A 26,484-nucleotide genomic window follows, 5' to 3' on the forward strand; every position below is an offset into this window, starting at 1 on the left:
ATAGGGCATTATTTTACCAGTAAAAGGAATAATTCTGCTTTAAAGCGAGAGATAGAGCAGGATTATTCCAGTAAAAGGAATAATTTCGCACTAAAGCAAGAGATAGGGCATTATTTTGCCAGTAAAAGGAATAATTCTGCTCTAAAGCGAGAGATAGGGCATTATTTTTCTAGTAAAAGGAATAATTGTGCACTAAAGCAAGAGATAGGGCATTATTTTTCCAGTAAAAGGGATAATTCTACCCTAAAGCGAGAGATAGAGCATTTTTTCCAATAAAAGGAATAATTCTGACCTAAAGCAAGAGATAGAACATTATTTTGCCAGTAAAAGGAATAATTTTGCACTAAAGCAAGAGATAGGGCATTATTTTGCCAGTAAAAGGAATAATTCTACCCTAAAGCAAGAGATAGGGCATTATATTACCAGTAAAAGGAATAATTCTACCCTAAAGCAAGAGATAGGGCATTATATTACCAGTAAAAGGAATAATTCTGACCTAAAGCAAGAGATAGAGCATTATTTTTCCAGTAAAAGGAATAATTCTACCCTAAAGCGAGAGACAGAGCATATTTTAATAAAAATTAAAAATGAACCCATGTTAAAGCCCAGCAAATTAAATACCTACTCAAAGCCAGCAGTTATCGCTGCCGGCGAGCTAATTGTTGGATGGGATCCCAAACGCCATTATAAGGAGGCGCGTAGGCCAAATCTAAGTCCTCTAATTCGGAAACCGTCATTTCATGGTAGAGAGCGACAGATAATACATCAATCCGCTTATCGACGCCTGCTTCACCAATCACTTGGGCTCCTAATAACCGGTTCGTTGCTTTGTCGTATAACATTTTCAACTGTAGTTGTTTCGGGTCAGGGTAATAGCCTGCGATGTGCAAGGTCTCGCCTGAAATGATGTCGTACTCGACCCCTAATTGTTGGACTTCTGTTTCATTTAAACCAGTTCGAGCTAACGTGAGATCAAAGAATTTTAAAATCGATGTTCCTGTCACGCCCTTAAATAGTCGGGGGATCCCTACCATATTTAACCCCGCAACTCTTCCTTGCTTATTGGCGTGGGTACCTAGAGGAATATGGTCATTCTTTTGTTTCACCCGGTGAAATTGAGTAGCGCAATCTCCTGCAGCCCACACATCCTCTAGATTCGTTTTCATATAGGCATCAACCATAATTGCCCCGTTTGCAAAAAAATGGAGACCGGTGTCTTTTAAAAAGCTTGTATTAGGTCTTGCTCCAACAGCAACGATGACAAGATCGGTATCCAGTTGTTGTTTGTCAGTATTTATTTTTTGTACAACTCCATTTGTTCCTTCAAACGATTGAACGGATTCGTTTAAGTATAAGTGAACGCCGTGGTTTTTCGCTTCATCGTGTATAAGGTTGGCCATGTCTTCATCAAAAATGGTAGCCAATTGCTGTTGTTGTTCAATGATGGACACTTCAAGGCCGATATCTACGAGGTTTTCCGCCATCTCTAAACCAATATAGCCCCCACCAATAATCGTTGCTTTTTTCACCTGTTGACTGAGGTTTTCCTGAAGGTCTTTAATATCGGGTATCGTTTTAATCGTATGAATTCCTTTTAAATCGCGGCCTTCCCAATTAGGCACAACAGGATCAGCCCCAGTCGCGATCAGTAGTTTATCATATTCGATTGTAAATCTTTCGTTATTTTTTAGATTAGTGCCGCTTACTGTTTTTTTGTTCGTGTCGATTTGGTTGACTTCATGATAAGTACGCGCATCGATTTTGTATTTTTCACGAAATGTTTCTACATCTCGCGCGACTAGCTTTTCGGTCGTAGGAATATGCCCCCCAACAACATAAGGTAGACCGCATTGTGCATACGAATAATAACCGCCTCTTTCTAACGTAATAATAGTAGGGTTATCTTCGTTTCTTACAATCTGCATCGCAGCACTCATTCCCGCTGCATCGCCCCCAATAATGACATACTTCAATTTACCTCACCTCTTTATCTCATTCCATTCTTTTCATAGGACCTGCCGCACTACTACTATTCCCGAATACGGCTTTTGAAAACCAATAGAGAATAGAGTAAAACTTAAATAATGCCGTTAAACTGACTAAATTGCGGTTAGACTGAATACATAAGGGCTTGGATGCTATGAAAAGCTACAAGATGCAAAAGATTATACTCATTTTGACTGTTGAGGTGGCTTATACTATAATTAGACTGTTATGGACTGAAATAATGAGGTGAAGCGTGTGTTAGAACGTCTGCAATCACTAGAAGACAGATATGATCGATTAAATGAAATGCTAAGTGACCCTGAAGTCATTAGCGACTCGAAAAAATTACGTGAATATTCAAAAGAACAATCTGATTTAGAAGAAACGGTGCAAGCTTATCGCGAATATAAGAGTGTTGTGGAGCAATATAAGGAAGCGAAAGCAATGCTTGAAGAAAAGCTTGATAATGAAATGCACGAAATGGTAAAAGAAGAAATTAGTGAATTAGGAAAACAACAAACAGAGCTTGAAGCTCGTTTGAAAGTTCTTTTACTGCCAAAAGATCCGAATGATGACAAAAACGTTATCATGGAGATCCGCGGTGCTGCTGGAGGAGACGAAGCGGCATTATTTGCTGGAGACCTGTATCGGATGTATAGCCGTTTTGCAGAAACGCAAGGCTGGAAGACGGAAGTCATGGAAGCAAATACAACAGGTGTGGGTGGCTTTAAAGAGGTCATCTTTATGATTAATGGTAAAGGTGCCTATTCGAAGCTGAAGTATGAAAACGGTGCTCACCGTGTACAACGTGTTCCTGAAACGGAATCCGGTGGACGTATTCATACATCAACAGCAACGGTTGCGGTTTTACCAGAAGCAGAAGAAGTAGAAGTTGAAGTTCACGACAAAGATATCCGTGTCGATACGTTCGCTTCGAGTGGACCTGGTGGGCAAAGTGTTAATACGACAATGTCTGCTGTTCGTTTAACGCACTTACCAACGGGAATCGTTGTATCATGTCAAGATGAGAAGTCACAAATTAAAAATAAAGATAAAGCGATGAAAGTTCTTCGTGCACGTATTTATGATAAGTTCCAACAAGAAGCCCAAGCGGAGTACTCAGAAAACCGTAAACTTGCGGTTGGGACAGGTGACCGTTCGGAACGTATCCGTACGTACAACTTCCCGCAAAGCCGTGTAACGGACCACCGTATCGGGCTGACGTTACAAAAATTAGATCAAATTCTTCAAGGAAAGCTTGATGAAATCATCGATGCTTTAATCGTTGAAGAACAAGCGGATCTCATGACAAAGGCTGATTCGTAATATGAAGCAGCAACCGATGAAAGTACACGAAGCCCTTAAATGGGCTTCTTCTTTTTTAGAAGAACGAAACTTAGAGCAGCCTGTCGCGCAAATTTTATTAAAGCATCATTTACAAAAAGATTTGACGCAATTATACATGGCCATGCATGATGAATTATCTGAAGAGCAGCAACAACGTTTTATCGCCGATATTCATGCTTATGCCGACGGGACACCTGTTCAACATTTAACGGGTGTGGAGCAATTTTATGAGCGAACTTTTATCGTAAATGAGGATGTACTGATTCCAAGGCCGGAAACGGAAGAATTGGTTCAGGGCGTTTTGCAACGAATGGCAAACAAATATCCAGAGCAAGCGACGGTAAAAGTCGTTGATGTCGGGACTGGCAGTGGCGCTATTGCGATTACCCTTGCGTTAGAGTGTGAAAAAATGCAAGTGACCGCAGTAGATATATCGGAAGCCGCTCTTACCGTCGCGAAAGAAAATGGGACAACATTAGGTGCCGATGTAGCTTGGATCCATGGCGATTTGCTGCAACCACTTATTCGCTCAAAAGCAAAGGTTGATATAGTTGTTTCCAATCCACCGTACATTCCGATTGGGGAGCAAGAAACGCTATCACCGTATGTCAGCGAAAAAGAACCAGCTAGTGCTCTTTATGGTGGAGAAGATGGTCTGGATTTTTACCGACGGCTCACAGACGAAATTCCTTTTGTAACCGGCGATCATGCAATAGTTGCCTTTGAAATTGGAGCGGGTCAAGGAGAAGCTGTGGCACAACTTTTAAAAGACAAACTTCCGAATGCAGCGGTTGAAGTCGTATTTGACATTAATGGAAAAGATCGAATGGTCTATGCGGAGTGGTAGAGTCTAGTAGCCACAGAGGGATTGGGCTTTAGGGTCAGGGAGCTTTATTCTATTGGGAAAAAGCTGTTGATGAATTTGTCGAATACTTTTTGGTTTAAAAGTGCCTCACCTGGACGACACTGTTGGTGTAGAAAGGTGGGAGCACTTATATGAATTTTAAAGTTCTTTTTTATCTATTATTCTTTGTTTTTATTCTAGTAATGAATTGGGAGTCTCAAAATTATATGGCAGCTGCTTCTTTCCACGATGAAGTCAGTCAAGAGGATGCGATTCGCTTACGAATCCTTGCCAATAGCGACTCGATTAAAGATCAAATCTTAAAAAGAGACATTCGTGATGAGGTCAATGCGACGATCACCGATTGGGTGCTACATATCGACTCAATGGATGAAGCAAAAGATGTTATCGAAGCGAATTTAGAAGAAATAGAAGCAATTGTTGCGAAAAAACTAGCAAATAACGGGATCAATCAATCTTTTAATGTTGAGTTTAATAGAGTTCAATTTCCAACGAAGTTATATGGTCACCTAGTATATCCAGCAGGAGAGTATAATGCGGTGTTAATTACACTTGGCAGTGGAAATGGCGAGAATTGGTGGTGTGTTTTATTTCCACCGTTATGTTTCTTAGATTTTTCAAATGGTGATGCAATAGAGCATGAGGAAGATACAGCGGTTGAAGTTGAAAATGAAGTAGAAGTTAAATTCTTCGTATTTGAAATCTTTGATACGGTTAAAAGTTGGTTTGCTTAATAATAGAAAAAGTAGAATAATTGATAGAGTCCACTCATATAATTGGTTGTAGTTAATAGATAACTGATTTTAAGGGAGGACGAGTTCGTGTCAATTGTTATACGAATTGCTGAAGCAAAGGATTTACTACCGATTCAACGGCTAGTGGCAAAAGCCGGTTTAACGGAAGAAGGAATTGAGAAAAGGCTCGATCACTTTTTAGTTGTAGAAACGGATGAAAAAGAAATTGTAGGAACAGTTGGAATTGAACCGCTTGGAAAAGACGGACTACTTCGTTCACTCGTCATCAAATCAGAACATTGGAATGCGAAAATAGGGCTTGATTTTTTAGAAATTGCATTAGCTTATGCGAAACAAAAGGAATTGGACCAGCTCTATTTAATTACTCCCCGTTCATTAGAATTCTTTGAATATCTAGGGTTTAAAATTATTGAAGACGAGCATATCCCTGAACATGTGGAAAACTCACCGCACTTTGGGCAATACGTAAAAGGCGTAACCAAACTCATGGCCCTCGATCTACAAAATATAGATAAAGCGAAATAAATGGTGTAGTAAATGTGGTAAATGCGGTAAATGCGGTAAATGCGGTACCTGGTACCTCTTATGTGGTACGTGGTACCATTACAATGTGGGATGAGGTACGTGGCACCTTTAATTAATTAAAGTGTCCACATGTGAGTAAGGTGGAGAAATGAAGAGGAAATGGGAAGATAAGCTGTTAATATCCATAAAGTTATACACAGGTTATCCACAAATTGTGGGTAACTTTTTTCTTTTTATACATTGTTAAAAAATAGCAGGAGCTAAAATGGTTGATTCTCCAGCGTTTTTCGACTTTGTTTGACAGGGTTATAAAAAGTAATGGAAAATAGAGTGTGAGGTGGATAAATCGTGAGTAATAAACAAACTGTGTATTGGACTGTGGATAAAAATAAAGATAACTTACATAAATGCAGTGACATCAAGGAAGCGGCGTTGTGGATAAAACAAGGTGAAGTTATCGCTTTTCCCACAGAGACCGTGTATGGTCTAGGTGGAAATGCAATGATCGATGAAGCGATAGAAAAAATCTTTACGGCAAAAGGAAGACCGAGCGACAATCCGCTTATTGTCCACGTTGCATCAAAAGAACAAGTGCGAACCTTAGTTTCGGAAATTCCGGCTCTTGCGGAAAAATTAATGGATGCATTTTGGCCGGGCCCTCTAACGATTGTGTTACCAAGTAACAACAGCGTTTCACAACGGGTAACTGCCAATTTACCGACCGTTGCTGTCCGCATTCCTGACCATCCTGTAGCTTTAGCGTTGTTAGAAGAAGCGAATGTACCGGTCGCAGCTCCAAGTGCTAATGTGTCAGGAAAGCCCAGCCCAACAACCGCCCAACATGTGAAACATGATTTGAATGGAAAAATCAAAGGCATTGTAGATGGCGGGAAAACAGGAGTCGGTGTCGAATCGACGGTTATTGATTGTACCGAAGCGATACCGGTTATTTTAAGACCGGGTGGAATTACAAAAGAACAAATCGAACGTGTTGTAGGCCCTGTAGAAGTGGATCCTGCGCTGGCGCAAGAAGGCAACACACCGCGTTCTCCAGGTGTAAAATATACACACTATGCCCCGAATGCAGAGATGTACTTAGTTACCGACTATCCACAAAGACTGCAAATGATTGTGGATACGTATCGTCAAGAAGGAAAGCGGGTCGGTGTACTAACGACCGAAGAAGCGGTCAATAACTATAAAGCAGATCTAATTCTTACAAGTGGTTTTCGAGAAGATTTAGAAACGGTAGCCAGTCAATTATATGCGACGCTTCGTCAATTTGATGAGCATGAAATTGACATCATTTTGGCGGAAACCTTTCCTAAGCAAGGTGTAGGCGAAGCCATTATGAATCGGCTAGAAAAAGCAGCGGGTAAAAAAGTCATTTGACTTAGGGTTTTGGTGAGCGTCGCATTACGTTAGTAATCCGTTGTTTTAGCATAACTAACTGGGGGCTTAACTTAACGAGGAAATCGCAGTGGATAACGGCCGCGCCGTTAGCGGACTCAAAAGCCCTTATTTCGGTAAAAAGAGGAATTTTTAGAGTTTAGGGGACTCAGAAGCCCCTATTTACTACAGTTTGAGATGTTTTTAGCGTAGTTTAGCCATATAAGGGCCTCTCAGTCCGCAAAATAATTCAAATAGGTGGTTTTCGTTAAAATAAGGTCCTCTCAGTCCTCTTATGCTGACGGAGGGCGTTGGTTAGCGTCAGTGTCAGCCTCCTGCAAATTTTGGAGTCATTGCCTTTGTAATCTGAGGGGTTCGGTGATCAAATCTTGAGCTTTGGGGACACAGTAACTATTAACAGTTAACAAATAACCATTAACTTTTGGCTCAAACCGCGCTGTAGTATTGGGGAACCAACGATCTGTAATTTTGATAGCCGAACTCCTCAACCCGAGTACCCCCCTCCTCACCAAAATCTCTTTGTCTATTTCTCTTTGGACGTGCATACATTGAAGTAGTACGGACAAGGAGTGGTCACATTTGGGAGGAGAATTAATTACACTATTTATTATGGCAACTGCACTTGGGATGGATGCCTTCTCGGTTGCGTTAGGAATGGGTTTAGTCGGACTAAGATACCGTCAAATGTTTAAAATCGGTATTGTCATTGGCGGCTTTCATATTATTATGCCTTTATTGGGAATCGTGACTGGAAAACTCGTATCCAATTACTTTGGCTTGTTTGCCACTTATTTAGGAGGAGGACTTCTTCTTTTCCTCGGTTTACAAATGTCCATCTCAGCATTAAGAAATGATGAGGGCCGGATGATGAAACCGATTGGGTTCGGGTTATTCGTTTTTGCACTAAGTGTCAGTCTCGATAGTTTTTCCGCGGGTCTAAGTCTCGGGATGCTAGGAGCGAAAACCGTCATAGCTGTGGCTGCTTTTGGTTTAATGAGTATGATTTTGTCGTGGGCCGGCCTTGTGATGGGTTCGCGCTTTAAGGGCATAATTGGATCATACGGTGAACTTCTCGGCGGTTTAATTTTAATGGGGTTTGGGGTTAAGTTACTTTTGCCCTAAATTGTTTGATTTGAAAATAATGAAGTTGTGGTAAAATAAAAGAAAACTTAAATAATTAGGCAAAAAAGCTAGAAAGGATACGCGATTCAATGAAGCGAGTACTTTTCGTATGCACAGGAAACACGTGCCGAAGCCCTATGGCAGAAGCCATACTAAAGCAAAAAGTTAGTGATATTGAAGTACAATCAGCTGGAATTTATGCAGCTCCAGGAAGTGAAGCGAGTTATCAGGCGGTCGAAGTTCTTAAAGAGCGAGGTATCACCTCCGATCACCGGTCTCAACCATTATCAAAGGAGTTATTAGATTGGGCAACGATCGTATTAACGATGACAGCAAATCATAAGCAAGCCATCATTACGCAATTTCCCGAGCTCATTAACAAAGTATTTACATTAAAGGAATTTGCGTTAGGGGAAGAAAGTTTTACGGGGGATATCGCCGATCCATTTGGTGGTTCGGTTGAACAATATCGTGCAACAGCCGATGAAATTGAAAAATTACTAGAGAAAATTTCGGATTCATAACTAAGATCCGAGTAAATTCGTATTATTGAGCGAGAGGTGCACTGTGGGGGAGAAAAAATCGTATAGTTTTAGTATTCGAAAGAAATTAGTGTTAGGAATAAGTGGACTTGCTATTATTACATATGGAACAAGTGCATTTTTTATTTTCTTTTTAGCTGATTATTTACAAAGTCTTTTAAATGTAAACAGTGATCTATTTATCATCATTACGCTAGTCTTAGGTGTGATGTGGTGTGGGATTTTAGGATTTTTAGCAGCGCCGCTCATTACAAAACCCCTCCATGAACTTGAAGATGCAGCACGAAAAGCAGCTGCAGGCGATATTGGGGTCGATGTTGCTATTTCTAAATCAGACGATGAAATACGTGCATTAGGGTTAGCTTTTAATGAGATGCTGACAAGTCTGCGACACATGGTTCGAGATATTGATGAAAATTTTCAACAAACCAATCAAAAAGTAGCAGAAATTACAACTGCATCTGAACTAGCTTCAGAAAAAGCAGAAAATATTAGTCGTACGATTGAAGAAATTGCAAAAGGGGCAGAGGGCTCGGCGAATGCGATCCAAAATACAGCGGAGTCAATGGAAGATGTATCGACAATTGCAACACAAGTCCAAGACCGTGCATCGGCTTCTAAGAACTCTGCAGAACATATGGTGGCAAAGCTTACAGATAGCCGTCAAGTTATTGACCATCTCGTAACAGGGATTAAGAAATTAGCTGAAGATAATCAACATTCGTTAACGGCGGTAGAACGGTTAAACCATCAAGCAAAACAAGTCGAGGACATTATTTCTTTAGTCGGTGACATAGCCGCGCAAACGAATTTACTGGCGCTAAATGCATCGATTGAAGCTGCGCGTGCAGGAGAGCAAGGAAAAGGCTTTGCAGTTGTGGCTGATGAAGTAAGAAAATTAGCAGACGAAAGTTCAAAAGCCGTACAAGGCATTACAAAACTAATTAATGATATTCAACATGAAGTACAAAATGTAGTGACGCAAATTACAAATCAAGTGAAAGTCGCTAACGAACAATCGGTAAAAGGGACAGAAACGAATCAAGCGATCGGTCTTATGGAACAGTCAATATTAGAAGTGTCAGAGGCCATCCATGAAATCTCACAGTTGATTGATAACCAGTTAGGTTCGATTATGACAACAACACAAGAAACACAAGAAGTTGCCGCCATTGCGGAAGAAACTTCAGCCGGTGCACTAGAAGTGGCTACGGCAACCGATCAACAAACGACGATTATCGAAGAGGTTGCAGCGACTGCACAGGTATTGAATGGACAAGCTCAAAAGTTAAAAGCAACAATTGAAAAGTTTTCTACATAAAAATGGGGGTATTGAAGTGAAAGTAGCAATTGGATCAGATCATGGTGGCGTAAATATTAAAGAAGAGATTAAATCATTAATGAGCGAAATGGGCATTGAATTTGAAGATGTAGGCTGCGAATGTTCAGAGTCTGTCGATTATCCGGACTATGCATTACCAGTCGCTGAATTAGTTGCAGACGGTAAAGTGGACCGTGGAATTTTAGTGTGCGGGACAGGCATTGGTATGTCGATTGCAGCCAATAAAGTGAAGGGTGTTCGCTGTGCATTAGTACATGATTTATTTAGTGCGAAAGCGACACGTGAACATAACGACAGTAACGTTTTAGCGATGGGTGAACGAGTAATTGGTCCAGGTCTAGCGCGTGAAATTGCGAAAGTTTGGTTAGTAACCGAGTATGAAGGTGGAAGACACGAGCGTCGTGTGAGTAAAATAAAAGAGTACGAAAATAAGTAATCGAGAGAAGGTGTACCCAGGATGGCCGGTTTGATGGAACAAATCAAAAAGGATATTCTGCAAGTATTAGACGAATTAAATGAAGAAATGCCGTTATCAGCTGAACAGATTCTTATCATTGGAACGAGTACGAGCGAAGTCATCGGTAAAAAAATAGGAACTAGCGGATCAGAGGGTGTCAGTGAGGCCCTCTTTTCCGCTTTTGCTGAATTTAAAGAGCGTACAGGCGTGCAGCTAGCCTTTCAATGCTGTGAACATCTTAATCGAGCCATAGTCGTTGAAAGAGAAACAGCGAAAGAACACCGTCTCGAAATCGTTTCTGTCATCCCTGTCAAAGGCGCAGGCGGTTCAATGGCTGCCCATGCCTACTTAAACATGAAAGAGCCTGTTGTTGTTGAAACGATAGCAGCGGATGCAGGTATCGATATTGGGGATACGTTAATCGGTATGCACTTAAAACGTGTGGCGGTGCCGTTGCGCAGTACGATCCGCTCCATTGGTGAAGCGCACGTTACGCTTGCGAAAACGAGACCGAAGCTAATCGGTGGGGAGCGTGCTGTCTATAGAAACCAAGGAAATGGTGAAGATTGTTTTTGATTTTTAAAAAAAGGTACGGATTTTGTCGCATATTGTGGTAGAATGAAATTGAATTTAAAAGTATTAACCGAAAAACACGAAGAATGCTTGCTACTGAAAGGGGAATAAAGATGGAAATGTTAAAAAATCAAGATCCTAAAGTATATGAAGCAATCCAACTTGAGTTAGGTCGACAACGAGATAAAATTGAAATGATTGCATCTGAAAACTTTGTAAGTGAAGCGGTAATGGAAACACAAGGTTCTGTTCTTACAAACAAATATGCAGAAGGCTACCCAGGTCGCCGTTATTATGGTGGTTGTGAATATGTAGACATCGTTGAAGATTTAGCTCGTGACCGTGCGAAAGAAATCTTCGGTGCAGAGTACGTGAACGTTCAACCGCACTCAGGGGCACAAGCCAACATGGCGGTTTACTTTACGATTTTAGAGCAAGGCGATACAGTACTTGGAATGAACTTATCTCACGGTGGTCACTTAACACACGGAAGCCCTGTTAACTTCAGTGGCGTTCAATACAATTTCGTAGAGTACGGTGTTGATAAAGAAACACAAACAATCGATTACGATAAAGTTCTTGAGCTAGCAAAAGAACATAAGCCAAAGTTAATTGTAGCGGGAGCGAGTGCATATCCGCGTGAAATTGACTTCGCTAAATTCCGTTCAATTGCAGATGAAGTTGGAGCTTACTTAATGGTCGATATGGCACATATTGCAGGACTTGTAGCAGCTGGCTTGCACCCGAGCCCTGTACCGCACGCTCATTTTGTAACAACAACAACACATAAAACATTACGCGGTCCTCGTGGTGGGATGATTCTCTGCCTTGAAGAATTCGGTAGAAAAATTGATAAGTCGATTTTCCCTGGAATTCAAGGTGGTCCGTTAATGCATGTGATCGCTGCTAAAGCAGTTGCATTCGGTGAAGCATTACAACCTGAATTTAAAACATATGCAGAAAACATCATCAAAAATGCAAAGCGTCTAGGCGAAAAGCTGATGAGCGAGGGAATTCAAATCGTATCAGGCGGTACAGACAACCACCTTTTACTATTAGACTTAACGGGCTTAAAGTTAACTGGTAAAGTAGCTGAGCATGCACTCGATGAAGTTGGAATTACAACGAACAAAAACACAATTCCATTCGATCCAGAAAGCCCATTCGTAACAAGTGGAATTCGTATCGGTACAGCGGCAGTAACATCACGCGGCCTTGACGAAGAAGCAACGGGTGAGCTTGGCGAAATCATCGCGCTCACATTGAAAAACATCGACAACGAAGAAAAGCTGAAAGAAGCAAGTGCACGTGTCGATGCATTAACAAAAAAATTCCCAATGTATCCTAACCTATAAGTAAATGTACGAAAGGCTGTCTTTATATGATAAAGGCAGCCTTTTTATATTTCTGTTTGGAGCGGCTGGCGTTCTTGCTACGTGGGGGTGACGATCAGTGCTAGGCGGGGCAGGATCACATGGAAAAAAGTTATAGTAACAGTGAGTAAGGTTAGCGGACTCACAGGCCCTTATTTTGCATAAATCCCGTGATTTTCGAAAGTAACGGACTGAGAGACCCTTAATTGCACGTTCTACGATGATTTCTTTGCCGTTTTAGGCAAATAAGAGCTTCTGAGTCCGCTAAGCCGCCAAAACAAGTCGTTTTCATTGAAATAAGAGCCTCTCAGTCCGCTAAACTCAAATAGACTAGTATCTAACTCACTCAAGCTGGTGGTAGTAACTCATATCCGTTGCAGCTTAATTTACACTCAGCTTCTGCATTAACTCAACTGGAATCTGGTAATCCTATTAACAGCAACTAAGCAAATTCATTATCAGTGCAAAACAGCACTCCCTGCAACCCTCCACACGACGGTCAGCAATGATGCCTCTCGATTAATTAAATCGTAACCTTGAATATTTTTGTTTTTTTTTGTAGAATTTTGAGGAGTGATTTACATATCTAGAATGCTCGTCAAAACATTTGAAAAGGAGCTAACATAATGAGCAAAGTATTTGTGTTTGACCACCCGTTAATTCAACATAAGCTAACTTACATTCGTGATAAATCTACAGGAACAAAAGAATTCCGTGAACTTGTTGATGAAGTAGCTGCCCTTATGGCATTTGAAATTACACGTGAACTACCACTGCAAGAGGTTACAGTAGAAACACCGGTTGGGCCAGCAAAATCGATGACAATCGCAGGTAAAAAATTAGGTCTTGTCCCAATCCTTCGTGCAGGGCTTGGTATGGTAGATGGGATTTTACGCCTTATTCCAGCAGCAAAGGTAGGCCACGTAGGTTTATACCGTGACCCAGATACACTACAACCGGTCGAGTATTATGTAAAATTACCAGCGGATGTGGAAGAGCGTGAATTTATCGTAATCGACCCGATGCTCGCAACAGGAGGATCAGCGGTAGAAGCGATCCACAGTCTTAAAAAGCGTGGCGCGAAAACGATTAAATTAATGTGCTTAATCGCAGCACCTGAAGGCGTAGAGATCGTTAAAGAAGCACACCCAGACGTAGATATTTACTTAGCTGCGCTTGATGAAAAACTAAACGAAAAAGGTTATATCGTTCCAGGTCTTGGAGACGCTGGAGACCGTTTGTTTGGAACGAAGTAAATACCAAAGTAAAAGATTAGTTAAAAATATTACAATTTCACGAGAGCAGACGTTTTAAATTAAAAACCCAAGAGGCCACCGAAGTGCCGTGTATCTCTCAAAAAGCAAATGACAGAAGGCGAAATCCTTAAAGACTGTCGTTTCAGCGAAATGAGTTGCATGTACTTCAAGTTGTGGCCTCTTTTTCTATTTTTTTACTCATGAAAAACGCCCAATTGTTACATACTAACTAAACAATTCTTCTCAAAGAAAGGGGAAGCTCCCAATGAAACAACGGAGGCTAGTTGCTGTAATCGTAATTGTACAACTTGTCATATTAGCATTAACAAGCCATACTGCAGGGGCGAGCCAATTTCCAGAGCGACCACCTTTGGCCGAAACAAAAGGCGAAGAAAAACAAATTGTCATGGTAGAAGTCAGTCAAAAAAACATGGACCGCGTGATCAAAAAAATCCAAAAAGCGATCCCTGAAAGTAACGTAAGAAAACGATTTAAACTCGTTTACTCAGGATTTTCGCTAGAAGTAAAAGAAAAAGACGTGGCTCAATTAGAAAAGATGACAGGGGTCACACGAGTTGACCACGTCATGACCTATCAGACGACAATCGATGACAGCGTCCCTTTTATTGGAACGGAAAACATTAGAAATCAACTAGATCGAGATGGTGAAAAGCTGACAGGTAAAGGTGTAAAAATAGCAGTGATAGATACTGGTATTGATTATAGTCATCCAGATTTAAAACGGAATTTTAAAGGCGGTTATGACGTCGTCGATAACGATAAAGATCCAATGGAGACGATGCCGCGTCAAGGTGGAATTACTATTCATGGTACGCATGTTGCGGGAATTATAGCGGCCAATGGAAAAATAAAAGGCGTGGCTCCAGAAGCTGAAATTTACGCTTATCGTGCGCTAGGACCTGGAGGACAAGGAACGACAGAGCAAGTCATTGAGTCGATTGAAAGAGCTGTAGAAGATGAAGTCGATATTATCAACTTATCACTTGGTAATTCGGTGAATGGACCAGACTGGCCAACAAGTGTTGCATTGGACCGTGCAGTCGAACTAGGGGTTGTTGCAGTAACATCCAACGGTAACAGCGGGCCGAATATGTGGACCGTCGGCTCGCCGGGAACATCAACAAAAGCTATATCTGTAGGAGCGTCTTCACCGCCATTAAAAACGCCTTACATCACTATATTTGGAGAAGACCGTGAAATCTCCGTCAACTCGATGTCGGGCGCCTTACCGTGGAACTTACGTCGCGACCATCCGCTTGTATTTGCTGGATTAGGCAGGAAAGAGGATATGGAAGATGCTGCAGGAAAAATTGTCTTAGTTCGCAGAGGAATTATTCCTTTTGCTGAAAAGGCAAGGAATGCGATGGAAAGCGGTGCGAAAGGTGTGATCATCTATAATAATACGTCAGGTCCGTTTATGGGGGCTATTGACGGTGATCCACTCCAATTCCCGGTAGCAACGATTTCAAAAGAAGATGGGGAATGGATGAGGGAACAGCTTGAGGAAAAGCAAAAACGTCAACTAAGAACGGTCTTCCGTCAGGAGGAAGACTTGCTTGCACCTTTTTCATCAAGAGGTCCTGTTACTCACACATGGGAAGTGAAGCCGGATGTTGTCGCACCCGGTGTATCCATTGATAGTACCATTCCAAAAGGATACTTAGGGTTAAACGGAACAAGTATGTCGGCGCCGCACGTGGCAGGTGCAGCGGCATTAATTAAGCAAGCACATCCAAATTGGAGTCCGGAACAAATCAAAGCAGCGCTGATGAATACAGGAAAGCAACTCTTTGACCCGGAAGGCAAACCATACATGCCTCACGAACAAGGGGCAGGGCGCATTCAAGTCGATAAAGCCGTCCGAACAGATACACTCGTATACCCAGGAGCTGTAACGTTTGGTAAATGGGCAGCAGATGATCGTCGTGAAGTAAAACGTGTAAAGCTAACCGTTGAAAATCATAGCAACCAAGTGAAGACGTATTATGTCTCACCGCCATTTGATGCTCCAGATGGTGTCCAATGGAAAGTACCTTTTTCTTTTGAAATCGAAGCTGGTGAGAAAAAAGAAGTGGAAGTTGTAATGGACATCTTTCCGGCTGTTCTGAAGGAAGGTATTCACCATGGAGATATTTTCATAAAAGGCGGCAGTGAAGATATCCGAGTTCCTTACCTCTTTTTTATCGAAGAACCAGATTACCCACGTGTAATGGCTTTTGGCTTTGAAAGAGGAGATTCGGTAGATTCATACCGATACGAGATGTACTTACCAGGAGGTGCATCAGAGGTTGGAATCGCTTTATATGATCCGGATACGTTTGAATTTATTAAGTACCTCGATGCTAAGAAAGATATTGGTAGAGGGTTAATGGAAGTCGAGCTTGAAGGAGTCGACCTGCCGAATGGTGTTTATAAAGCATTGGTATTTGCTGAGCAAGATGGAAAAGAAGATACATTGGAAACGATGATTTTCATAGGTGATGAAATCCATTCTAATGCAGAATAAAAATAATCGTGATGAGTAGCAGTTTTTTGCTCCATCACGATTATTTTTTTATGTTATATTAAAATATAGTTCACACGAATATAATTATAATGTTTACAAAAAGAAGTTAGTAGGTATACGTAATGAATAGTACAGTAAAACTTTGGAAACATAATATTACAAAGGTGTGAATTATGACAAAAATGTGAACAGAAATAATTAGCATAATTCACCTGTGTTTTTATTGCTAAAACACGTTGACATCAGGTTTTCCCTATTGTACGATTACAAAGGATGTTATGAGAGGGTTTACATATTTATATCAAGGATTAAGAAATTTGTTACATATTGAATTGAAATAAAAAGACAACACGTAAACCTCATCATGAAAACGAAAAATACGTGTTAAGTCCATGGGGGTCAAGGAATGGCAGATAAAAAGCCTCAAAAACCTTATCGTGCAATGGCCTTAATGACAGCAATCACATCGTATTTAGTAGGACCAGTTCTAGTAGGTGTTTTAGCAGGAAGATGGTTAGATGGCTATTTTGATAAAAGTCCATTGTTTATGATCATCGGCTTGTTTTTAGGTTTAGGATCTGGTATTTACGGTTTAATCCGACTGCTCGGGAGTTACTTAGGAGAAGATGATTCATGACTAGTTATAGTGAAAACATGAGACGATATGTCCAATACACGCTTTACTTATTGGCGTTACTCGTCTTAGGTTGGGGCTTTACTCCGTACGAATCTTTTTTTCTAGGATTTATAGTAGGAGCAGTACTAAGCTTGCTCATCCTTTGGAGCTTGTACAGCAGAGTGAAGCGGTTTGGACAAGCAGTAACAGAGGGTAGGAAAATGTATTCCTTAGGGATGCTGACAAGATTTGCATTAGCCATTATTGGAGTTATTATCGCAACAAGATATCCAGATGCGATCCAACTTTATGGGGTGGTAATAGGTTTAATGTCAACCTATATTATCATATTTTTAGATTTTCTTATTCAAAAAATACGTTCTAAGCAAGAAGAGAGGTGAAAACATTTGGATTACAAAAGTTATCCTGTCGTAGAGAATATTTTTGGTATTTCAGGGCTTAACGCTAACCTGGCTAACATTTTAATGATTACTGTATGTTCAGCTATCGTTCTTCTTATTGGAGTTCTTAGTGCAAGAGCAATTCAAATGAAACCTACGGGTATGCAAAATGTCTTCGAATGGTTAATCGATTTCGTAAAAGGAATTATTAATAATACGATGGATTGGAAGACTGGGGAACGCTTCTTGGGTTTAGGTTTAACAATTTTCCTTTACATCCTAGTAGCCAACTTATCAAAGCTTCCGTTTGTTATTACTACAGAACCTGGTCACGTAGTTTGGTGGAAAGCACCGACAGATGATCCGCTAATCACATTAACGCTAGCGGCAACTATCATTGTTCTTACACACTTCTACGGAATTAAGATTAAAGGTTTTGGTGGATATGGAAAAGATTATTTCAAACCTGTTCCATTCTTATTCCCGTTAAAAGTAATTGAAGAGTTTGCAAACACATTAACACTTGGAATGCGTCTATTCGGTAATATTTATGCAAAAGGTATTTTAATGGCGCTTCTTGTTTCATTAGGTGTAAGTGGATTTTTCGGGTTTTTCGCAGCAGCGTTACCGACAATTGCTTGGCAAGCATTCAGTCTTTTCATTGGGGCAATTCAAGCTTTCATCTTCTTAATGCTAACAATGGTATACATGGCACATAAAGTGGCTGACGACCATTAATCAATCAGTTCATTCATTTTGCTCTACAAATTTTATTGTTAAGAGCTTAAATTAATAAAAATTTTATTTTATACATTTTAAGGGAGGAATTATTCATGGGAAGTTTAGCAGCTGCAATCGCAGTAGGTTTAGCGGCACTTGGTGCGGCAATCGGTAACGCAATGATCGTAAAAAGTACAGTTGAGGGGATCGCTCGTCAACCAGAATTAAAAGGTACTTTACAAACAGTTATGTTCATTGGGGTTGCACTAGTAGAGGCATTACCGATCATCGCGGTCGTTATTGCATTCTTAGTAATGGGTAACTAATAGACCTTTGAAGTTTATAAATGGCGGAGTCCGTTCTATGTAATAGAAGCTTCGCCATTCCTTTTGTATAACCATTGAAAGGAGTGAATTCTATGTTTGGTAGTATTAACTGGTTCGACGCAATCTATCAGTTAATCATGTTCTTCATCCTTATGGCGTTACTTCGTAAGTGGGCTTGGGGACCGATTATGAACATGATGAAACAACGTGAAGAACATATTGCAAATGAAATCGACACAGCTGAAAAGAACCGTAAAGAAGCTGTGCAATATCTAGAAGAGCAACGCGAGGCAATCAAGGAAGCTCGTCAAGAAGCACAAGAAATCGTTGAAAACGCGAAGAAACTTAGTGCAAAGCAAGGTGAAGAAATCGTTGCTACAGCAAAAGCTGAAGCTGAACGTTTGAAAGATAGTGCTCTAGCTGAAATCCAACGTGAAAAAGAACAAGCTGTTTCTGCTTTACGTGAACAAGTTACATCATTATCAGTTCTAATTGCTACTAAAGTAATTGAAAAAGAATTAGATGAGAAACAACAAGATCAGTTGATTCAAGAATATCTTAAAGAGGTAGGCGAAGAGCTATGGGCAACAAAGCGGTAGCTAATCGTTATGCTGTTGCTCTTTTTCAATTGGCAAAGGAAAAGGATATTCTGAAGCAAATTGGTGATGAGCTCCAGCTTGTAAAAGCGGTTTTCGAACAAACAGAGCGTTTAAGTAATGTACTTGAACATCCAAAAGTTCTAGAAGAGCAAAAAGTAAAGTTGATTAAGGACAGTTTTGCAGATGCAGTAAGTGCTTACGTTCTTAATACACTTTTAATTATGGTGAAACAAAAAAAAGGAAACTTAGTTATTCCATTCATTAATAAATACCAAGAGCTTGCTTACGAAGCACAAGGTGTGGCAGTAGCAAAGGTTTATACAGTGAAGCCGTTGTCTGAAGAAGACAAACAGCAAGTTTCTGCAACTTTCGCTAAGAAGGTTGGAGTTGAAACACTTCACATTGAAAACATTATTGATCCTGAACTTATTGGTGGAATGAAAATTCGTATTGGTGACCGTATATATGACGGAAGCATCAAGCGCCAGTTAGATCGATTACAGCGCACATTAGTCGCTGGAAACCGTTAGAAGAAGATAGGGGTGAACGATATGAGCATCAAAGCTGAAGAAATTAGCTCTCTTATAAAGCAGCAAATTGAAAACTTCCAATCTGATATCGAAGTATCTGATGTAGGTACAGTAATTCGTGTCGGTGACGGTATCGCCCTTGCTCATGGATTAGAAAACGTTATGGCCGGTGAGTTACTTGAGTTTTCAAATGGTGTAATGGGTATGGCCCAAAACCTTGAAGAAAACAGTGTAGGTATCGTTATCTTAGGTCCATTTACGGATATCCGTGAAGGCGATGAAGTTAAACGTACAGGTCGTATCATGGAGGTACCTGTAGGTGAGGCGTTACTAGGTCGTGTAGTAAACCCACTAGGTCAACCTCTTGATGGTCAAGGACCAATTGAAACAAACAAAACTCGTCCGATTGAAAGTCCAGCACCAGGTGTAATGGATCGTAAATCAGTACACGAGCCACTACAAACAGGTATCAAGTCAATTGATGCTCTTGTACCAATTGGCCGTGGACAACGTGAGTTAATTATCGGTGACCGTCAAACAGGTAAAACATCTGTTGCGATCGATACAATCTTAAACCAAGCTGACCAAAACATGATTTGTATCTACGTTGCAATTGGTCAAAAAGAATCAACAGTTGCAGGTGTTGTAGAAACACTTCGTCAAAAAGGTGCTTTAGACTACACTATCGTAGTTACAGCAAGTGCTTCTGAACCAGCTCCATTATTATTCTTAGCTCCTTATGCTGGGGTAACAATGGGTGAAGAGTTCATGTACAATGGTAAGCACGTACTAGTTGTGTATGATGACTTAACAAAACAAGCATCTGCATACCGTGAGCTTTCTTTATTACTTCGTCGTCCTCCAGGTCGTGAAGCATTCCCAGGGGATGTATTCTACCTTCACTCTCGTTTATTAGAGCGTGCAGCGAAGTTAAGTGATGCTAAAGGTGGCGGTTCAATTACTGCTCTTCCTTTCATCGAAACTCAAGCAGGGGATGTATCAGCATACATTCCAACAAACGTAATCTCTATTACAGATGGACAGATCTTCTTACAATCTGACTTATTCCACTCAGGGGTACGCCCAGCGATCAACGCAGGTCTTTCTGTATCTCGTGTAGGGGGATCAGCACAGATCAAAGCAATGAAACAAGTATCAGGTACATTACGTCTAGATTTAGCGTCTTACCGTGAGCTTGAAGCATTCGCTCAGTTCGGATCTGACTTAGATAAAGCAACTCAAGCGAAGTTAAACCGTGGTCAACGTACAGTTGAAGTATTAAAACAAGGTCTTCACGAGCCGTTAGCGGTTGAGAAGCAAGTAGCAATTCTTTATGCATTAACTAAAGGATTCCTTGATGATATTCCAGTTGAAGACATTCGTCGTTTCGAAGCTGAAATGTTTACTTTCTTAGACCATAACAAGAAAGATCTTTTAGATACGATTCGTACAACTGGTAAACTTCCAGAAGAAAGTGCATTTAACGCTGCGATTGAAGAGTTCAAAAAAGGCTTTAATACAAGCAGCAAGTAATCGTTGAATACGTGAACAACTTCTAGGAAAACCAGTTAGCGAAAAGGTGGTGAAATTAAGTGGCTTCACTTCGAGATATAAAAACGCGGATCAACTCGACAAAGAAAACGAGACAGATCACAAAAGCGATGGAAATGGTATCTGCTGCAAAGCTGAACCGTTCTCAAGAAAAGGCAAGGTCATTCCTTCCTTATACTGAAAAAATTCGCGATGTTGTAGCGAGTATTGCTTCAGGAAGCACGGATGTAGATCATCCAATGCTTCAAGAGCGTCCTGTTAAGAAGACTGGTTATATCGTTATTACGTCTGACCGTGGTTTAGCAGGTGCGTACAACTCTAGCATTATTCGTGGTGTTTTAAATACAATCCAAGAGCGTCATAGTTCTCCGGACGAGTATGGGATTATTGCAATTGGAAAAATTGGACGTGATCTATTAAAGCGCCGTAACCTTCCGATCATTCAGGAGATTACTGGCCTAGGTGACCAACCAACGTTCAATGACATTAAAAACCTAGCTCGTACAACGGTTGAAATGTTCTCGGATGAAATCTTTGATGAGCTGTATATTTGGTATAACCATTTCGTCAGCCCAATCACACAAGAAGTAACAGAACAAAAAGTATTGCCACTAACGGACATCTCTACAGGAAGTGCGAAAGCATCTTATGAGTATGAGCCTTCAGAAGAAGCCATTTTAGAGCATCTTCTTCCACAATATGCAGAAAGCTTAATCTACGGTGCACTCCTTGATGCAAAAGCAAGTGAGTTCGGTGCTCGTATGACAGCGATGAGTGCAGCGACAGATAATGCATCAGCATTAATTGACAGCTTAACTCTAGTGTATAACCGTGCACGTCAGGCTGCCATTACTCAAGAAATTACAGAGATCGTCGGCGGTGCAGCAGCACTTGAATAAAGAATATATCTAGTTTCTATGAGGTCCATAAGAAGATGGATAGAAATGTAACGCAGGGCTGATACGTCATTAAGTTCTCACAAATGCATGTTTCATGTGGGCGTGAGAACTTAATAGACGGTACCTATCCTGAGCGCACAATCATGAGTGTTTCAAAAGCAAGTATTAGGAGGGAAACTGATGAATAAAGGTCGCATTACTCAAGTTATGGGTCCAGTTGTTGACGTAAAGTTCCCAAGTGGTCAACTTCCTGAAATCTATAATGCACTTAAAGTTGAACAAGTAGGTTCAACGAAAAATGCGGTTGATGTAACAGTAACACTTGAAGTTGCTTTACATCTTGGTGACGATACAGTTCGTACAGTTGCGATGGGATCTACGGACGGTCTCGTACGTGGCGTAGATGTACTTGACACTGGTGCTCCAATTTCAGTACCAGTTGGGGAAGCTACATTAGGACGTGTATTTAACGTATTAGGAGAAGCAATTGACCTTGATGAGGCTCTTGCTGAAGATGTACAAAAATCACCAATTCACCGTGAGGCACCTAAGTTTGAAGAACTTTCTACACAAACAGAAATTCTTGAAACAGGTATTAAAGTAGTAGACTTACTAGCTCCTTACATCAAGGGTGGTAAGATCGGTCTATTTGGTGGTGCCGGTGTAGGTAAAACGGTATTAATCCAAGAATTAATCAATAACATCGCTCAAGAGCATGGCGGTATCTCGGTATTTGCTGGTGTTGGTGAGCGTACACGTGAAGGAAATGACCTTTACCACGAAATGACGGATTCTGGTGTTATCAAGAAAACGGCAATGGTATTCGGTCAGATGAATGAGCCGCCAGGAGCACGTATGCGTGTTGCTCTTACTGGATTAACAATGGCAGAACACTTCCGTGATCAACAAGGTGCAGACGTACTTCTTTTCGTTGATAACATCTTCCGCTTTACACAAGCCGGTTCAGAGGTATCAGCACTATTAGGACGTATGCCATCAGCGGTAGGTTACCAGCCTACGTTAGCAACAGAAATGGGTAAACTACAAGAGCGTATCACATCGACAAAAGTTGGTTCAGTAACATCGATCCAAGCGATTTACGTACCAGCCGATGACTATACGGATCCAGCTCCAGCAACAACTTTCGCTCACTTAGATGCAACAACGAACCTTGAGCGTAAGCTTTCTGAGATGGGTATTTACCCTGCGGTAGATCCACTTGCTTCAACTTCTCGTGCATTATCTCCTGAAATTGTTGGAGAAGAGCACTATGCAGTTGCTCGTCAAGTACAGCAAACTCTTCAAAAATATAAAGAGTTACAAGATATTATCGCAATCCTTGGTATGGACGAGCTTTCTGAAGAAGATAAGCTTATTGTACACCGTGCACGTCGTATCCAATTCTTCTTATCTCAAAACTTCCACGTAGCTGAGCAGTTTACTGGTCAAAAAGGTTCTTATGTACCAGTAAAAGAAACAGTACAAGGATTTAAAGAGATCTTAGAAGGTAAATACGATGATCTTCCAGAGGATGCATTCCGTCTAGTTGGACGTATTGAAGAAGTGGTTGAAAAAGCTAAGCAATTTGCATAATCAACAACTAAGCGTAGCGGTGGGTGTTCAGCACTCACCACTACTTTTGAGAATAAAAATAGATCAAACCCGTATTGCTATTGAGGAGGGTTTTACATGCAGACAATGACTGTCAGTGTCGTAACTCCTGATGGCACGGTTTATGAAGGCGAAGTAGAAATGGTTAGCGCTCGCGCACAAAGCGGAGAGCTAGGTATTCTTCCTCGACACATTCCTTTAGTTGCTCCACTAGACATAGGAGCTGTTCGCCTTAAGAACGGTTCTAATGTTCAACTCGTTGCTGTATCTGGCGGCTTCATTGAAGTACGTCCTGACAAAGTAACGATCTTAGCGGAAGCTGCTGAACTGCCATCAGATATCGATGTTGCTCGTGCTCGTGCTGCAAAAGAACGTGCAGAGCGTCGCATTAGCGAAGCAAGACAAGATGAAATTGACTTTAAGCGTGCACAGTTAGCCTTACGCCGTGCTGTTAACCGCTTAGGAGTTACTGAGAAGTAATAGAAAAAGCACGAAGGCCTAGTGAAGCCTTTGTGCTTTTTTTGTTGTAGGAGCTTTTTTAAATTGTTTGAGATATTGAAAGGTTTAAGCCTCGCAGTGGTGCAGGATCTTTTTTTACGACTGCACAGCGGCTTGATTGGGGCTGGATTTCCAAATATAAATTACGTGTGGGAGGCTTTGAACTAACAAGAATGTGATTTTGCTGACCCGGTGCATAATTGTTATGCAGCATAACGTGAATAGTAGTCATATCTTTGTGTTTTCACATTTTCGCAAATAAAATAACCAAAACAGACAATATATTTTTAAAACGGACAATAAATAGTCAAATCCGCTAATAAATTTTGAAACTGGACAATAAAGTAGAGAAATCCGACAATAAGTTAGACTGCGCACCTCGAAAGTTCATCAAAATGCCCATCATGTCCATGTTCTATTACGTTTATCTATCAACACTATCGAAATATACGCGAAAAACCCGACTTACCCGACCTCATCTATAAAAACGATGCCATTGTTCCAAACAAATCTTCTATTTTTGACTGTGACTTCATTCCATGGACGTTCAGGGTGTAAAAAGCGTGACACTTGTAAATAGGAATTCGGATATTGATCCAATAAGCTACCAAGTATATTTCTGCAATGAATAAATTCAGTCGGAAAATCATCAAACGATATACAGTCTAGTAATTTACATTTCTCTAAAGCTTGAAAAAATGCTTCTTTTTCTTCAGTGGATGCTTGTTTCTTAAAGTAACCCCATATGTGTTCAAGTGTTGTAATGACTGCTCCTTTTTTATAGGGAAGGCTTAAAACCTCGTTGATCTGAAAGTATAGCCCCTCTATTCTAGTAAAAGAGTCGAGTGAACGAAATGACTTAGAAATCATTATATATTGTTCATAGCCTTTAGCCATTACTTCATATTTATTGACAGCCCAAATTCGTTCAGCTATGCGACGAGCAACCTTTAAATGCTTGACGTTTTCCATATGAACCTCCATTTCTATTCGCTACCAAATACATATTTATTATCCGAAATTCTGTAATATAAACTAACTGTAGTAAGATATTGTATCAAATACTACATTTATCAGTAATTGAAAAAAATACTTTAAAATAATTTTTTCTTCAATTATTATATAAGTAAAATAATTGGTAATCGAGTTTGAAAGAAACCGAAACCATTTAAGTTGCAGAAGTATATATACTAAGGCTTTTACATAATGTGGTAGAGGATTTCTACTATGTTAATTTACCAATAAATCATTTCCTTATAAAGTTTTTTACAATTTTGTGACAGTCGACACCATATATAGGATTTGCTATAATGGTTACGATTACATAAAGTGAAACTTCCAGCATTGGAAAAAGAACTGGTTTTTGAAATTACTGTTGGATGTTTTACAATACTTAGGTGTAACATCCGTTATCAACTAAATAGATACATAAAATAGCATGGTCACGGGAGTTGCACAAGAAATACGACTTTGGAATAAGGCATGGAGGGTGAGGTGAGGCAAGATGGATCCGCTTTATCACTTGTATCAAAACAACTACTTAGTTGTAGCCGTCTTTATTTTACTAGGAATAATATTACCTTTGGTTGCGCTTACAGCAGGACGTTTTCTAAGACCGAATAACCCAACCAAAGAAAAGCAAACAACGTATGAAAGTGGTATTGAACCAACTGGGAGCAGTTGGGTTCAGTTTAATGTTCGATACTATATGTTTGCGTTATTATTCGTATTGTTTGATGTAGAAACGGTGTTTCTATATCCTTGGGCAGTTGCTTACGATTATTTAGGAATTTTTGCTTTAATTGAAATGGTTATCTTTATGATTATGTTATTAATCGGATTAATTTATGCGTGGAAGAAGAAGGTGTTAACATGGATCTAAATTTGGATAGCATCACTAAGGCAGAGCGGGAAGAGCTAGAACGTAACGTCTTTTTTACCACATTAGAACAAGTGAAAGCTTGGGCTAGAAGTAACTCGTTGTGGCCATTGACCTTCGGGTTAGCTTGTTGTGCCATTGAAATGATGGGAACGGGTGCGTCTCACTATGACCAAGACCGTTTTGGCGTTATTTTTAGAACGTCTCCAAGACAATCAGACTGTATGATCGTTTCTGGAACGGTGACAAAGAAAATGGCACCAATCCTTAAGCGTCTTTATGATCAAATGCCAGAACCGAAATGGGTAATTGCTATGGGCTCCTGTGCAACTGCGGGTGGACCGTACGTAAAATCCTATGCTGTCGTTAAAGGGGTTGACCAAATCGTACCAGTTGATGTGTATATCCCTGGTTGCCCACCGAATCCGGCAGCTTTAATTTATGGAATTAATAAATTACAAGAAAAAATCCGCTATGAAGCTAAGACTGGGAAGCGGGTGATTGGCCGATGAGTGATGAAAAGGCAAAAGCCGCTGCCGCCGCTAAAGCGAAAGCTGCAGCATTGAAGAAATTAAGAGAAAAAGAGCTCGAAATGGCTAAACAATCGGAAACGGTTTCAAGTGAAAATAAGGAAGTGCCGGAAGAAAAAGCTAGCGCAGATGATGCGAAAGCAAAATCAGCCGCTGCTGCCAAAGCGAAAGCGGAAGCGCTGAAAAAAATGAAAGAAAAAGAAGCTGAGGCAAGCCCATCAGAAGAGCCTGCTGGAGCCGATGA

Annotated in this window: 28 protein-coding genes and 1 pseudogene; 27 read left to right on the forward strand and 2 right to left on the reverse strand. The window is 40.6% G+C overall.

Annotation, left to right across the window (positions count from 1 at the left end; genetic code table 11):
* A partial coding sequence (locus tag AC2VNP_RS22385) for a hypothetical protein (RefSeq protein ID WP_486919637.1) occupies positions 1 to 276 on the forward strand: 276 nt, incomplete at its 5' end.
* A 362-nt stretch (positions 277 to 638) separates the two neighbouring features.
* Here AC2VNP_RS22385 and AC2VNP_RS22390 read toward each other — a convergent pair.
* On the reverse strand, positions 639 to 1,973 hold the full coding sequence (locus AC2VNP_RS22390; protein ID WP_486919639.1) for an FAD-dependent oxidoreductase: 1,335 nt from the start codon (positions 1,971 to 1,973) through the stop codon (positions 639 to 641).
* Positions 1,974 to 2,241: 268 nt separating this feature from the next.
* Between AC2VNP_RS22390 and prfA the strand changes: the two genes are divergently transcribed.
* The 23 genes from prfA (at position 2,242) to AC2VNP_RS22505 (ending at position 23,813) form a co-directional block, all read left to right on the forward strand.
* Entirely contained in the window at positions 2,242 to 3,312 is a 1,071-nt protein-coding gene (gene prfA, locus AC2VNP_RS22395) for a peptide chain release factor 1 (RefSeq protein WP_275119295.1), read from the forward strand.
* Positions 3,313 to 3,328: 16 nt separating this feature from the next.
* Entirely contained in the window at positions 3,329 to 4,180 is an 852-nt protein-coding gene (prmC, locus tag AC2VNP_RS22400) for a peptide chain release factor N(5)-glutamine methyltransferase (RefSeq protein WP_486919640.1), read from the forward strand.
* A 149-nt stretch (positions 4,181 to 4,329) separates the two neighbouring features.
* Entirely contained in the window at positions 4,330 to 4,932 is a 603-nt protein-coding gene (gene spoIIR, locus AC2VNP_RS22405) for a stage II sporulation protein R (protein WP_486919642.1), read from the forward strand.
* An 87-nt stretch (positions 4,933 to 5,019) separates the two neighbouring features.
* A complete protein-coding gene (locus AC2VNP_RS22410) occupies positions 5,020 to 5,478 on the forward strand; it encodes a GNAT family N-acetyltransferase (RefSeq protein ID WP_486919644.1) in 459 nt (152 codons plus the stop codon).
* Positions 5,479 to 5,826: 348 nt separating this feature from the next.
* Complete coding sequence (locus AC2VNP_RS22415; RefSeq protein WP_486919646.1) at positions 5,827 to 6,870, forward strand: L-threonylcarbamoyladenylate synthase; 1,044 nt, start codon at positions 5,827 to 5,829, stop codon at positions 6,868 to 6,870.
* A 627-nt stretch (positions 6,871 to 7,497) separates the two neighbouring features.
* Positions 7,498 to 8,010 (forward strand): manganese efflux pump MntP, encoded by a 513-nt coding sequence (locus tag AC2VNP_RS22420; protein ID WP_486919669.1) that lies wholly within the window; start codon positions 7,498 to 7,500, stop codon positions 8,008 to 8,010.
* 89 nt (positions 8,011 to 8,099) lie between these two features.
* Positions 8,100 to 8,534, forward strand: coding sequence for a low molecular weight protein arginine phosphatase (locus tag AC2VNP_RS22425; RefSeq protein WP_486919648.1), 435 nt, complete (start codon positions 8,100 to 8,102; stop codon positions 8,532 to 8,534).
* 43 nt (positions 8,535 to 8,577) lie between these two features.
* Positions 8,578 to 9,873: a methyl-accepting chemotaxis protein gene (locus AC2VNP_RS22430; RefSeq protein ID WP_486919650.1), complete on the forward strand. Its 1,296-nt coding sequence runs from the start codon at positions 8,578 to 8,580 to the stop codon at positions 9,871 to 9,873.
* Between the two features lie 16 nt (positions 9,874 to 9,889).
* Entirely contained in the window at positions 9,890 to 10,330 is a 441-nt protein-coding gene (gene rpiB, locus AC2VNP_RS22435; protein ID WP_486919652.1) for a ribose 5-phosphate isomerase B, read from the forward strand.
* A 21-nt stretch (positions 10,331 to 10,351) separates the two neighbouring features.
* Positions 10,352 to 10,927: a TIGR01440 family protein gene (locus AC2VNP_RS22440; RefSeq protein ID WP_486919654.1), complete on the forward strand. Its 576-nt coding sequence runs from the start codon at positions 10,352 to 10,354 to the stop codon at positions 10,925 to 10,927.
* Between the two features lie 110 nt (positions 10,928 to 11,037).
* The gene (gene glyA, locus AC2VNP_RS22445; protein WP_486919656.1) at positions 11,038 to 12,279 is read left to right on the forward strand and encodes a serine hydroxymethyltransferase; all 1,242 of its coding nucleotides are present in this window, start codon (positions 11,038 to 11,040) and stop codon (positions 12,277 to 12,279) included.
* A gap of 644 nt (positions 12,280 to 12,923) precedes the next feature.
* On the forward strand, positions 12,924 to 13,553 hold the full coding sequence (gene upp, locus AC2VNP_RS22450) for a uracil phosphoribosyltransferase (protein WP_486919658.1): 630 nt from the start codon (positions 12,924 to 12,926) through the stop codon (positions 13,551 to 13,553).
* 265 nt (positions 13,554 to 13,818) lie between these two features.
* Complete coding sequence (locus AC2VNP_RS22455) at positions 13,819 to 16,080, forward strand: S8 family serine peptidase (RefSeq protein WP_486919659.1); 2,262 nt, start codon at positions 13,819 to 13,821, stop codon at positions 16,078 to 16,080.
* Positions 16,081 to 16,486: 406 nt separating this feature from the next.
* Entirely contained in the window at positions 16,487 to 16,717 is a 231-nt protein-coding gene (locus tag AC2VNP_RS22460; protein WP_216829952.1) for an AtpZ/AtpI family protein, read from the forward strand.
* Positions 16,714 to 17,097, forward strand: a complete 384-nt coding sequence (locus AC2VNP_RS22465; protein WP_486919660.1) for an ATP synthase subunit I — start codon at positions 16,714 to 16,716, stop codon at positions 17,095 to 17,097. Before AC2VNP_RS22460 ends, AC2VNP_RS22465 begins: the two co-directional genes overlap by 4 nt.
* 39 nt (positions 17,098 to 17,136) lie before the next feature.
* Entirely contained in the window at positions 17,137 to 17,835 is a 699-nt protein-coding gene (atpB, locus tag AC2VNP_RS22470) for a F0F1 ATP synthase subunit A (RefSeq protein ID WP_486919671.1), read from the forward strand.
* Between the two features lie 95 nt (positions 17,836 to 17,930).
* On the forward strand, positions 17,931 to 18,143 hold the full coding sequence (gene atpE, locus AC2VNP_RS22475) for a F0F1 ATP synthase subunit C (RefSeq protein WP_075385277.1): 213 nt from the start codon (positions 17,931 to 17,933) through the stop codon (positions 18,141 to 18,143).
* Between the two features lie 92 nt (positions 18,144 to 18,235).
* Positions 18,236 to 18,742 (forward strand): F0F1 ATP synthase subunit B, encoded by a 507-nt coding sequence (gene atpF, locus AC2VNP_RS22480; RefSeq protein WP_486919661.1) that lies wholly within the window; start codon positions 18,236 to 18,238, stop codon positions 18,740 to 18,742.
* Complete coding sequence (locus tag AC2VNP_RS22485) at positions 18,724 to 19,272, forward strand: F0F1 ATP synthase subunit delta (RefSeq protein ID WP_486919662.1); 549 nt, start codon at positions 18,724 to 18,726, stop codon at positions 19,270 to 19,272. The genes atpF and AC2VNP_RS22485 overlap by 19 nt, the downstream gene beginning before the upstream one ends.
* Before the next feature lie 21 nt (positions 19,273 to 19,293).
* Positions 19,294 to 20,805: a F0F1 ATP synthase subunit alpha gene (atpA, locus tag AC2VNP_RS22490; protein ID WP_216829947.1), complete on the forward strand. Its 1,512-nt coding sequence runs from the start codon at positions 19,294 to 19,296 to the stop codon at positions 20,803 to 20,805.
* A gap of 59 nt (positions 20,806 to 20,864) precedes the next feature.
* The gene (locus AC2VNP_RS22495; protein WP_486919664.1) at positions 20,865 to 21,722 is read left to right on the forward strand and encodes a F0F1 ATP synthase subunit gamma; all 858 of its coding nucleotides are present in this window, start codon (positions 20,865 to 20,867) and stop codon (positions 21,720 to 21,722) included.
* A gap of 180 nt (positions 21,723 to 21,902) precedes the next feature.
* Positions 21,903 to 23,315, forward strand: coding sequence for a F0F1 ATP synthase subunit beta (gene atpD, locus AC2VNP_RS22500; protein ID WP_486919665.1), 1,413 nt, complete (start codon positions 21,903 to 21,905; stop codon positions 23,313 to 23,315).
* Positions 23,316 to 23,411: 96 nt separating this feature from the next.
* The gene (locus tag AC2VNP_RS22505; RefSeq protein WP_275119311.1) at positions 23,412 to 23,813 is read left to right on the forward strand and encodes a F0F1 ATP synthase subunit epsilon; all 402 of its coding nucleotides are present in this window, start codon (positions 23,412 to 23,414) and stop codon (positions 23,811 to 23,813) included.
* 483 nt (positions 23,814 to 24,296) lie between these two features.
* Here the strand turns inward: AC2VNP_RS22505 and AC2VNP_RS22510 are convergent, their stop codons facing one another.
* Positions 24,297 to 24,803 (reverse strand): DUF1722 domain-containing protein, encoded by a 507-nt coding sequence (locus AC2VNP_RS22510; RefSeq protein WP_486919666.1) that lies wholly within the window; start codon positions 24,801 to 24,803, stop codon positions 24,297 to 24,299.
* 532 nt (positions 24,804 to 25,335) lie between these two features.
* On the opposite strand from AC2VNP_RS22510, the gene AC2VNP_RS22515 reads away from it, so the two are divergent.
* The 3 genes and pseudogenes from AC2VNP_RS22515 to AC2VNP_RS22525 all read left to right on the forward strand — a co-directional run.
* Positions 25,336 to 25,713, forward strand: coding sequence for an NADH-quinone oxidoreductase subunit A (locus AC2VNP_RS22515; RefSeq protein ID WP_486919667.1), 378 nt, complete (start codon positions 25,336 to 25,338; stop codon positions 25,711 to 25,713).
* Positions 25,704 to 26,222 carry a NuoB/complex I 20 kDa subunit family protein gene (locus AC2VNP_RS22520; RefSeq protein WP_486919668.1) on the forward strand — a complete coding sequence of 173 codons (519 nt, stop codon included), beginning with the start codon at positions 25,704 to 25,706 and terminating at the stop codon, positions 26,220 to 26,222. The genes AC2VNP_RS22515 and AC2VNP_RS22520 overlap by 10 nt, the downstream gene beginning before the upstream one ends.
* Positions 26,219 to 26,484, forward strand: a pseudogene (locus tag AC2VNP_RS22525) (NADH-quinone oxidoreductase subunit C); the annotation flags it as partial. The gene AC2VNP_RS22520 and the pseudogene AC2VNP_RS22525, both read left to right, overlap by 4 nt.

The sequence above is a fragment of the Alkalihalobacterium sp. TH-98 genome (genome assembly GCF_057473385.1).